Annotated in this window: 10 protein-coding genes and 1 pseudogene; 3 read left to right on the top strand and 8 right to left on the bottom strand. The window is 69.8% G+C overall.

Features of this window, described 5'->3' with window-relative positions; all coding sequences use genetic code 11:
• Positions 1–124: 124 nt before the first annotated feature.
• The 3 genes from ACVBEQ_RS27860 to purD form a co-directional block, all read right to left on the bottom strand.
• Entirely contained in the window at positions 125–310 is a 186-nt protein-coding gene (locus ACVBEQ_RS27860) for a hypothetical protein (RefSeq protein WP_447156694.1), read from the bottom strand.
• Positions 311–543: 233 nt separating this feature from the next.
• Positions 544–1,707 (bottom strand): aminotransferase class I/II-fold pyridoxal phosphate-dependent enzyme, encoded by a 1,164-nt coding sequence (locus ACVBEQ_RS27855; RefSeq protein ID WP_447156693.1) that lies wholly within the window; start codon positions 1,705–1,707, stop codon positions 544–546.
• Positions 1,708–1,722: 15 nt separating this feature from the next.
• Positions 1,723–2,988 carry a phosphoribosylamine--glycine ligase gene (gene purD / locus ACVBEQ_RS27850; protein WP_447156692.1) on the bottom strand — a complete coding sequence of 422 codons (1,266 nt, stop codon included), beginning with the start codon at positions 2,986–2,988 and terminating at the stop codon, positions 1,723–1,725.
• A gap of 76 nt (positions 2,989–3,064) precedes the next feature.
• Here purD and ACVBEQ_RS27845 point away from each other — a divergent pair, with 76 nt between their 5' ends.
• A complete protein-coding gene (locus ACVBEQ_RS27845) occupies positions 3,065–3,841 on the top strand; it encodes a maleylpyruvate isomerase family mycothiol-dependent enzyme (protein WP_447156691.1) in 777 nt (258 codons plus the stop codon).
• 121 nt (positions 3,842–3,962) lie between these two features.
• Here the strand turns inward: ACVBEQ_RS27845 and ACVBEQ_RS27840 are convergent, their stop codons facing one another.
• Both ACVBEQ_RS27840 and ACVBEQ_RS27835 read right to left on the bottom strand, forming a co-directional pair.
• On the bottom strand, positions 3,963–4,739 hold the full coding sequence (locus ACVBEQ_RS27840; protein WP_447156690.1) for a class I SAM-dependent methyltransferase: 777 nt from the start codon (positions 4,737–4,739) through the stop codon (positions 3,963–3,965).
• A 77-nt stretch (positions 4,740–4,816) separates the two neighbouring features.
• Positions 4,817–6,118 (bottom strand): adenylosuccinate synthase, encoded by a 1,302-nt coding sequence (locus ACVBEQ_RS27835; RefSeq protein ID WP_447156689.1) that lies wholly within the window; start codon positions 6,116–6,118, stop codon positions 4,817–4,819.
• 131 nt (positions 6,119–6,249) lie between these two features.
• Here ACVBEQ_RS27835 and ACVBEQ_RS27830 point away from each other — a divergent pair, with 131 nt between their 5' ends.
• A complete protein-coding gene (locus ACVBEQ_RS27830) occupies positions 6,250–6,975 on the top strand; it encodes a hypothetical protein (RefSeq protein WP_447156688.1) in 726 nt (241 codons plus the stop codon).
• A 7-nt stretch (positions 6,976–6,982) separates the two neighbouring features.
• On the opposite strand, the gene ACVBEQ_RS27825 is transcribed toward ACVBEQ_RS27830, so the two are convergent.
• From ACVBEQ_RS27825 to ACVBEQ_RS27815, 3 genes are all read right to left on the bottom strand, one after another.
• Positions 6,983–7,390 carry a DUF3151 domain-containing protein gene (locus ACVBEQ_RS27825; protein WP_447156687.1) on the bottom strand — a complete coding sequence of 136 codons (408 nt, stop codon included), beginning with the start codon at positions 7,388–7,390 and terminating at the stop codon, positions 6,983–6,985.
• A gap of 103 nt (positions 7,391–7,493) precedes the next feature.
• Positions 7,494–7,778 (bottom strand): WXG100 family type VII secretion target, encoded by a 285-nt coding sequence (locus ACVBEQ_RS27820; RefSeq protein ID WP_447156686.1) that lies wholly within the window; start codon positions 7,776–7,778, stop codon positions 7,494–7,496.
• Positions 7,778–8,077 carry a hypothetical protein gene (locus ACVBEQ_RS27815; protein ID WP_447156685.1) on the bottom strand — a complete coding sequence of 100 codons (300 nt, stop codon included), beginning with the start codon at positions 8,075–8,077 and terminating at the stop codon, positions 7,778–7,780. Before ACVBEQ_RS27815 ends, ACVBEQ_RS27820 begins: the two co-directional genes overlap by 1 nt.
• Before the next feature lie 332 nt (positions 8,078–8,409).
• Here ACVBEQ_RS27815 and ACVBEQ_RS27810 point away from each other — a divergent pair.
• Positions 8,410–9,297: pseudogene (locus ACVBEQ_RS27810) on the top strand (NAD(P)H-binding protein); the annotation flags it as partial.
• Positions 9,298–9,387: the final 90 nt, after the last annotated feature.

Here is a 9,387-nt window from a genome sequence, read left to right as displayed (position 1 = left end):
TTTTTTTTTTTTTTTTTTTTTTTTTTTTTTTTTTTTTTTTTTTTTTTTTTTTTACGCCGCCGTCAAATAACCGGTCGGCAGCGTTACATCTGGCGGCACCTGGCCGTCGGGCCGGTGCCGAACGTCACCGGCGGTAGCCCACCTGGTCGCGGTTCTTCTTGTTGGCGATGGCAACGCCGACCCAGACGCCGCCCGCGATGAGCGCGATCCAGAAGAGCCCGGAGAACACCGCCCCGATGACCCATCCGATCAGGCTGAGCGCGATCCAGGCGACCACCACGATGCCGACGATCTTCAGAAACTTGTCCATTGTCTTCCTCCTGCTGTACCGGAACTGCCGGACACCGACCGACCGGCCCGTGTTCATATCTACTGTCCTCTTCCTGGCGGGAACACACCTCGGGTGTGGACCCTGAATCTCCGGTAGGGGTTTCCCCCTCGTCCGACCGAAGTGCTCCCTTTGTGCCAACGGGGGACGGCCGGCCGGTGTTCCCGGCGACGCTGGTGGTGACTGGTGAGTGGCTGGTGTTCCGGGGGGCCGGCTCAGCGCAGGAAATTCTCCAGCGCGGTCAGCGCCCCCTCGATCGCCGCCGTTGACCCGGCAAAGGAGAAGCGCAGGAAGCGGTGTCCGTCGACCTGGTCGAAGTCGACACCCGGCGCCGCCGCGACGCCCGCCTCGGCCAGCAGTTTCGCCGCGAACACGGCGGAATCGTCGGTCAGGTGCGAGATGTCGGCGTAGACGTAGAAGGCGCCGTCGGCCGGCGCCAACCGCTCGATGCCCAGCCGGCGCAGGCCGTTCAGCAACAGGGCGCGGTTGGTGGCGTACCGGGTGACGTGGCTGTCGCATTCGTCATACCCGTCGAACGCCCCGAGTGCCGCGTACTGGGCGGGCGCCGGCGGGCAGATGGCGAGATTGCCGGCCAGCGCGTCGACGACGTCTGTCAGGTCCCGCGGCACCAGCAGCCAACCGATCCGCCAGCCCGTCATGGAGAAGTACTTGCTGAAGGAATTGACCACGAACCCGCTGCGGTCGGTGGCCCAGCTCGACGTCGTCTGCCCGGTGTAGGTGATGCCGTGGTAGATCTCGTCGGAGATCAGCCGCACACCGGTGCCGGCGCAGTGCTCGGCGAGCGCCGCCAGTTCGGGCGGGGCCAGCATGGTGCCGGTCGGGTTCGCCGGGCTGGCGACGATCAGGCCGTCCAGCCCGAGCCCGTCGATCATCGCCGCCGTCGGCTGGTACCTGGTCGCCGGGCCGCACGGAAAGTCGACAACCTCACAGCCGAGCGCATGCAGGATGTTGCGGTACGCCGGGTAGCCGGGTCTCGCGAGCCCCACCCGGCTGCCGACGTCGAAGGCCGAGAGGAAGGCCAGCAGGAACGCGCCCGATGATCCGGTCGTGACGACCACGTCCGCCGGGTCGACATCGAGGCCGTACCGCCGCAGGTAGTGGCCGGCGATCGCTGCCCGGAGCGGGGCGATTCCAGGGGTCTCGGTGTAGCCCAGGATGTGTTCGTCCAGCGATCGGTGCGCGGCGGCCAGCACAGGCTCCGGGGCCGGCGTCGACGGCTGCCCAGCCGCCAGGTTGAACAGCGGCTCCCCGCGCTCTGCCCTCCTGGCCGCGGCGGCGAGCACCCGCATCACGTAGAAGGGAGCAACCGCCGACCGATCCGACGGCCGGAACGGCGCCGGTCCCGCTCGGTCCGTCATGGCAGATCCTGCACGTCAGGCGGTGCCGGGCACCAGGACCCGGCCTTCGGCCGCGGCGGCTGCGATGTCGGTGCGGTGATGCGAGCCTCGCAACTGCACCCGGTCGACCAGTTCGTACGCCTTCCGCCGCGCGGACGTCAGATCGGAGCCCGTCGCCACCACCGACAGCACCCTGCCGCCGGCGGACACCACGGTGCCGTCGTCGGCGGTCCTGGTCCCCGCGTGCAGGATGCCGTCTTCATCGGCTCCGGTGATCACGTCGCCGGTGACGGGCGGACCCGGGTAGTTCTCCGCCGCGATCACGACTGTCACCGCCGCTGCGCCCCGCCACGCGAGTGGGTTGCCGGTGTCCAACTGCCCGGCGGCCGCTGCCGCGAGCAGCGACCCCAGCGGGGTGTCGAGCAGTTCCAGGACGACCTGGGTCTCCGGGTCACCGAAGCGGCAATTGAACTCGATGACCTTCGGGCCGGTCGACGTCAGCACCAGCCCCGCGTACAGCAGGCCGGCAAAAGGTGTTCCCCGGCGGGCCATCTCGGCCAGCACCGGATCCAGTACCGTCCGCTGGACACGATCGACGAGCCCGCTGGGTGCCCAGGGCAGCGGGGCGTAGGCGCCCATCCCGCCGGTATTCGGGCCGGCGTCGTCGTCGCCCACCCGCTTGAAGTCCTGAGCGGGCAGCAGCGGCACCGCCTGGGTGCCGTCGCAAATGGCGAACAGCGATACCTCGGGCCCGGCCAGGTACTCCTCGACCAGCACCGGATGGCCGGATTCGAGCACCGCGACCGCGTGCGCCCGGGCCGCGGCCCTGTCCTTGGTGACGACGACGCCCTTCCCGGCCGCCAGGCCGTCGTCCTTGACGACATAGGGCGAGCCGCAGGTGGTCAGCGCGGCCTCGATGCCGCGCACCTCGGTGACGCTGACGGCGGCGGCGGTCGGCACGCCGGCGGCGGCCATCACATCCTTGGCGAAGGCCTTCGACCCCTCGATCCTGGCCGCGGCCGCGCTCGGCCCGAACACCGCGAAACCCCTGGCGCGCAGTTCGTCGGCCGCCCCGTTGACCAGCGGCACCTCTGGCCCGATGACCGTCAGATCCGGCCGGACCCGCTCCGCGAGCCGGGCGATCGACCCCGGGTCGGCGCTGTCGACGTCGTGGGCGGTCGCCAGCGCGGCCGTGCCCGCGTTGCCGGGTGCGATGTGCAACTCGTCGACAGCGGGATCGCGTCGCAGCGCCCGGAGCAGGGCGTGCTCGCGTGCCCCTGAGCCGATGACGAGGATGCGCACGTCGGGCAGAGTATCGGTCCCGGTCCGGCGACCCACGGGTGGCCGCCGACGCATCGGGCATGTCACCCTTGCCCGCATGCCCGGACTCCTTCCCGTCGACGACCTCGTGACGGTGCTGCGCACCGAGTCCGCGACTCTCGCCGAGGAGGCGCAACGGGTACTGCTCTCCGACCGGGTGCCCAGCTGCCCTGATTGGACGGTTCGCGAGCTTCTCGAGCACCTCGGCGGCGTGCAGCGGTGGGCCGCGACAATCGTCGCGCAGGCCCGGACCAAACTGCCGGACGGGACCGAGGAAGCGAAGCTGTTCACCGCGCCGGACCGGGACCTGCTCCCGTGGTTCCAGATCGGCGCAGCAACGCTGGCAACGGCCCTCGAGTCGGCGCCGCCCGACCTCGCCGCCTTTGTCTTCCTCAAGAACGCCCCTCCGCCGCGCCACTTCTGGGCCCGCCGGCAGGCCCATGAGGCGACGATCCACCGCGTCGACGCACTCGCGGCCCGGCTCGGCCGGATTCCGTCGACGGCGGAGGCGGGCATCGGCACGGACCTGGCGGTGGACGGGATCGACGAGCTGGTGACCGGTTTCGTCCCGCGGCGGAGCAGCAGGCTGCGCACCGACGAGCCGTTCACGGTGTCGATCGCGCCGACCGACGCCGACGTGTCATGGACGATCCGGGTGTCCGACCAGCCGCCGGTGGTGGTCGGCGGCTCCGATCACGACGCCCACTCGGTGATCACCGGCAGCGCCGCCGCGATCTATCTGGGGCTGTGGAACCGCGGCGACGACATCGCCGAGAACGGCACCGTCGACGCGCTGGGCCACTGGCGCCAGCAGGTGCGGGTGTCCTGGAACTAGGGCGCCCGGCCTGCCTTCAGGTCGGCACGGTCACAGCACTTGCAGCCGGGGAATCAAGGTCGGCGAGCTCAGGTCAGCGGGGTGACAGCGCGGTCGGGCCAGGAGGTCAAGGTCGGCCGGCTCAGGTCAGCGGGGTCAACTCGGCGTGCAGCTGCAGGAACCGGAACAACCCGGGGGCGCCGACCGACGACTGGTAGCTCTCGACGACCTCGTCCACCCATGCCCCGACCTCGTCGGCAGGCAACCGGGCGGTCCAGTCCGCGAATCCGACGGTGCACCAGCGGGTGAAGGCCTCCCGCGAACCGAAATCCCAGCTGACGTCGCTGACGGTCAGCTCGATCACCTGCACGCCGCCGGATTCCGCGATCGCCGGGTACTGCTCCGGGTCGACGTGCAGGAACGGCGGCGGGAAATCGGCGAACGCCGACCGCCACCGTGGCCGCTCGCAGACCGCCATCGCCAGCTGCTCCAGGCTCTGCCGCGGGCCGTCACAGACCTGTTGGAGGACCACCCGGCCGTGCGTTCGGGTGGCCCTGGCGATGGCGGACAACGCGGCCTGCTGATCGGCCACCCAATGCAGCATGTTGAAGGACACCACGAGGTCGAACTGGTACCGGTACGGCAGATCCAGGACGTCGCCGACCTCAAAACGCAGTTCCGCCCCGGCGGGATCGGGCCGTGAGAGTGCTGTCTCGATCATCCGCGGCGAGGCGTCAACGCCGACGACAGAGCCGTGCGGCAGCCGGGCCGCGATGGACCGGGTGACGTAGCCGTCGCCGCACCCGACGTCGAGGACCTGCTCGTCCCCGTCGAGCACCAGACCGGCCAGCGCCCTGCCGGCCAGTTCGCGCTGCAACGCGCTGATCTGCTCGTAACCCCGGCCGTCCCAGTCCGCCATGACGATCCCTGCTCTCCTGCCGAACGCGGATCCGCAACGCCCGCGGGTCCCTGGAACGCAGCCTTCCAGCAGATGGCTCAGCCGGCAGCTTCAGCCAGCACGTCGTGCACGACGATCGTCTGCTCGCGGCCGGGACCGACCCCGATCGAGGAGACCCGCGATCCGGACAGCTCCTCCACCCGGCGAACGTAGGCCTGTGCGTTCGCCGGCAGCTCCTCGAAGGTGCGACACCCGGAGATGTCCTCGAACCAGCCCGGCATCATTTCGTACACCGGCTGGGAATGATGGAAACCCGTTTGAGTGGGCGGCATCTCGTCGAATCGATGGCCGTCGACGTCATAGGCCACGCAGATCGGGACCTCCTCGAGCGAGGACAGCACGTCGAGCTTGGTGAGGAAGAAGTCGGTGATCCCGTTGACCCGGGAGGCGTACCGCGCGATGACGGCGTCGAACCAGCCGCACCGGCGGAGCCGACCGGTCGTCACGCCGACCTCGCCGCCGGTCTTGCGCAGGTATTCGCCCCACTCGTCGTGCAGTTCCGTCGGGAAGGGCCCGGAACCGACCCTCGTCGTATAGGCCTTGAGGATGCCCAGCACCGACGTGATCGCCGTGGGCCCGATGCCGGCGCCCACCGCCGCACCGCCGGCCGTCGGATTCGACGACGTGACGAACGGGTAGGTGCCGTGGTCGACGTCGAGCAGGGTTCCCTGCGAGCCCTCGAGCAGGATGTTGTCGCCCCGTTCGACCGCCCGGCCGAGCTCCAGTCTTGTGTCGGCGATCCGGTGCTTGAAGCCCTCGGCCTGCTCCAGGACCTCGTCGACGATCCGTCCTGCGTCCAGCGCCTTGCGGTTGTAGATCTTGACCAGCATCTGGTTCTTGATGTCGAGCGCGGCCTCGACCTTCTGGCCGAGGATCGACGGGTCGAGCAGGTCCTGCACGCGAACCCCGAGCCGGGCGACCTTGTCCCCGTAGGCGGGTCCGATGCCGCGGCCGGTGGTGCCGATCTTCGCCTTGCCGAGGTAGCGCTCGGAGACCTTATCGATGGCGACGTGGTACGGCATAATCAGGTGCGCGTCGTGCGAGATCAGCAGCCGCGAGGTGTCCACGCCACGTTCGTCAAGCCCCCCGAGTTCGGTGAGCAGCACCCCGGGATCGATGACGACGCCGTTGCCGATCACGTTCGTCACGCCGGGGCTGAGGATGCCGGACGGGATCAGGTGCAGCGCGAACTTCTGGCCGTCGGGCAGGACGACCGTGTGGCCGGCGTTGTTGCCGCCCTGGTACCGCACCACCCACTGCACCCGGTCGCCGTAGAGATCGGTGGCCTTGCCCTTGCCCTCGTCGCCCCACTGGGCGCCGATCAGCACCATCACCGACATGGCACACTCCGATCGCCGTTGCAGCAAAGTCCACGTGGCATCAGCAGCCACGCGTGAATCCAAGACCACGTGCCGCCGACTCCGGACACTTCCGGCCGCGGCGGGTCGAACGCCAGAGGGAAGGGTAGTCGGTGACGGAGGGGTCAGCGCTCACCGTTGTGTGCTGCCGCATCGCGCACGGCGGCGGCGACATCACGGCAGCTGACGGCCCGCAGGATCCGCCCAGGATCGCCGCCGCCATCGACGGCATCGTCGCCGCCTGCGCGCCCGACCCGGTGCAGTACGTGGGGCGCCGGCCCGGGAAGGAGATCGACCGGCTGCTGACCGGACGGGTGCTGGTCGTCGGCGACGACGCCGACCTTGCCGCCGTCGCCCAGCGCCTGCTGCGCAAGGACCTGCTGGAGTCGGTCGAGATCGCCTACGCGGCGCCGTCCCGCACACCGATGACCGAGCTGTGGAGGCTGCCGCACGGCGTTCCCGCCGTCGACCTGGCGCGCACGGGCGACGTGGATCCGGTCCCGCTCGTCCGTGACGACGTCGGCGGTGTGCTGGTCGCCGCCGGCTCGCTGCAGCCCGTCAACGGCACGGTCTACGTCGACCAGCACCGCGTGCTCGGCGGTCCCGCCGACCGGCTCGAGGTGGAACCGGACCCGGCGAAAGGGCTGGCCGTCACCGTGATCCACCGGCGGTTCCTCGGGCTCGGCAGGAGGTCGACGACCACGCTGGGTCGTGCGGTGCAGATCGGCACCATGGCCACCGAAGTGGTCCGGGACGGTGTCCCCTACCAACGGAAGATGGATCGGTGGACGTTCTACAAGCACACCCAGCCGCTGCGGCTGGTCCGCGGCCTGCCCTGAGGTCCCGTCAGGGCAGCAACTCCGCGGGGATCTGCGGGTCGGCGTCGATGAGGAAGGCCTGCACCCGCGCGACCTCGTCGGACTCCTCGAACAGGGCAGCGGCCTGTCCCAATGCCGAAAGAGCCCGCAGGAAGCCCTGATTCGGCTCGTGGGTCCACGGGATCGGCCCGGCACCCTTCCACCCGTTGCGGCGCAACGCATCCAGACCACGGTGGTAGCCGACCCGGGCGTAGGCGTAGGCGGCAACGTCGTCCCCGCGGTCCAGGGCGGCCTCGGCCAGCACAGCCCAGGCAAGCGAGGAGACGGGCCGCCGGCGCACCACCTGATCGACCGCCTCACCCGCCGCCAGCTCGGCGGCCGCCGGATCGACAGGAAGGTGGACGGGCGGCGGGCCGAGCAGATTCGATGAACTCATGCGGCGATCCTGCCACCCCGTCAGGGCACGCCTGTCCGCCCGACCCCGGCCGTGTCACCGGCACTGTCACCCGCTCCGCTGATGCACGGCCCGGCCCCGCGGATCAGCCGAACTGCGCCGCCATCGCCGCGTCCACCTGCCGGTACTGCTCACCGGCGCTCCGGACGAGGGTGGCCAGGCCGTGCAGCACGCTCTGCCGATGTTCCGCCGATGCGTCCCACCTCGCCTTCAACGCGCGGTAGGCGATCAACGTCTCGGCCGACATGTCGGCGGTCGCGAGCACCGTCGCATCCAGTTGGGCGAGCAGCCCCTCGATCCGGTTCCAGGTGGCGACCAGCCCGTCGGAACCACCCGCCATGGCCGCATAGTTGACCGCGATGGTGGCCATCAGCCGGCCGCCGGAACTGCATCCGCCACGGCCATTTCGGTCTGCGCGAAACGGCCCGCGGCCACAGTCAACGCCTCGGCCTGCGCCAGCAGCGCAGTCCGGAGAGTCACGGCATCCGCGAGATGCACCTCCATCGCCCTGGCGAACCGCGGCGCCGCTTCGCTGGACTGCCAGCCGGCCCGGATCTGCGCGAGCAGGTCGTGCATGGTCCCGATCTCGGTGCCGAGCGCGCTGCCGACCTCCGAGACACCCGCCCCCGCCTGCGCGATCCGCACTGTGTCGATGGTCAATTGGCTCATCTGACGCTCCTCTTCGTTCCCGGCCGGCCGCCGCGATGCCGGCGATCGGTACGACTCGAGGGTGTCGTGATCGGGCAGGCGCGGACTCGCCGCTCGTCCCCGATGTGGACGGAAAACCGCTGTGTGCACCACAACCGGGGTCAGTGGCCGCCGGTCGCGCACCCGTACGGCCGGTGCGGCGACGGTGCGGCCGACATCGGGATCGCCGTTCACGGGGGCGCCGGCACCGTTTCCGGCCGGAACCGCGACCTATGCTCGGGTGACGTGTGAGCCAATGCATCACGTCGGAGGGCATCCGACCGACCAGGCGGGGCGGTAGGAACATCATGGCCATTTCAGTGCTCGTCACGGGCGCATCCGGTTTCGTCGGATCGCGCCTGGTGCCCGCCCTGCTCGAGCAGGGGCACCGGGTACGGGCGATGACGCGTCATCCCGACACCTATCACGGCGCCGGCGAACCGGTCTTCGGTGACGTCGGAGACAAGGACAGCCTGCGAGAAGCGTTGCAGGGCATGGACGCCGCCTACTATCTCGTGCACTCCTTGGACTCGGACGACTTCGAGCAACGGGACGCCGAGGCTGCGACGGCATTCGGCCATGCGGCCGCCGACGCGGGCGTCCGGCAGATCATCTACCTCGGCGGGCTCGGCGATCTGGACGACAACCTCTCGGCACATCTGCGCTCGCGGCGCGACGTCGAACAGCTTCTCGGGCTGGGCGGGGTGCCGGTGACGGTGCTGCGCGCCGCCGTCGTCGTCGGACACGGCGGCATCTCCTGGGAGATCACCCGTCAGCTCGTCGACCACCTGCCGGCGATGGTCACGCCGAAGTGGGTCAACACCAAGACCCAGCCGATCGCCCTGCCCGATGTCATCCGGTACCTGGTCGGCGTGCTGGACCGGCCGGAAGCCATCGGCGAGGTCTTCGAGGTCGGCGGGCCAGAGGTACTCCGCTACGTGGACATGATGCGACGGGCCGCGCAGATCCAGAACGGGCGCACCCCGCCGATCGTGCCGATCCCGCTGCTCACTCCCCGCCTTTCCTCGATGTGGTTGTCACTGGTGACCGACGTCGACCTGTCGACCGCCCGGAACCTCGTCGATTCGATGAACAACGAGGTCGTGGTGACAGACGACCGGATCGCCGAACTGCTGCCCGGCGACCTGATGAGCTACGACGACGCGGTCCGGCTGGCCCTCTCCGAGCGGGCGGCCGAGCAGGCGGAGCAGTCGGAGCAGTCGGAGCAGTCGGAGACGGCACAGCATTCCGACAAGGCACAGCCCGCGGGCGGGCACTCAGAAGGCGCGGTG

The sequence above is a fragment of the Nakamurella sp. GG22 genome (assembly GCF_052976845.2).
The sequence above is the reverse complement of the archived record's forward strand: the minus strand, read 5'-3'. Positions and strand labels throughout refer to the sequence as shown.

Coding starts and splice junctions, on each gene's coding strand:
- ACVBEQ_RS27855 (WP_447156693.1), bottom strand. CDS start 1,707: ATGACGGACCGAGCGGGACCGGCGCCGTTCCGGCCGTCGGATCGGTCG.
- ACVBEQ_RS27835 (WP_447156689.1), bottom strand. CDS start 6,118: ATGTCGGTGATGGTGCTGATCGGCGCCCAGTGGGGCGACGAGGGCAAG.
- ACVBEQ_RS27860 (WP_447156694.1), bottom strand. CDS start 310: ATGGACAAGTTTCTGAAGATCGTCGGCATCGTGGTGGTCGCCTGGATC.
- ACVBEQ_RS27845 (WP_447156691.1), top strand. CDS start 3,065: ATGCCCGGACTCCTTCCCGTCGACGACCTCGTGACGGTGCTGCGCACC.
- ACVBEQ_RS27840 (WP_447156690.1), bottom strand. CDS start 4,739: ATGGCGGACTGGGACGGCCGGGGTTACGAGCAGATCAGCGCGTTGCAG.
- ACVBEQ_RS27815 (WP_447156685.1), bottom strand. CDS start 8,077: ATGAGCCAATTGACCATCGACACAGTGCGGATCGCGCAGGCGGGGGCG.
- ACVBEQ_RS27820 (WP_447156686.1), bottom strand. CDS start 7,778: ATGGCCACCATCGCGGTCAACTATGCGGCCATGGCGGGTGGTTCCGAC.
- ACVBEQ_RS27825 (WP_447156687.1), bottom strand. CDS start 7,390: ATGAGTTCATCGAATCTGCTCGGCCCGCCGCCCGTCCACCTTCCTGTC.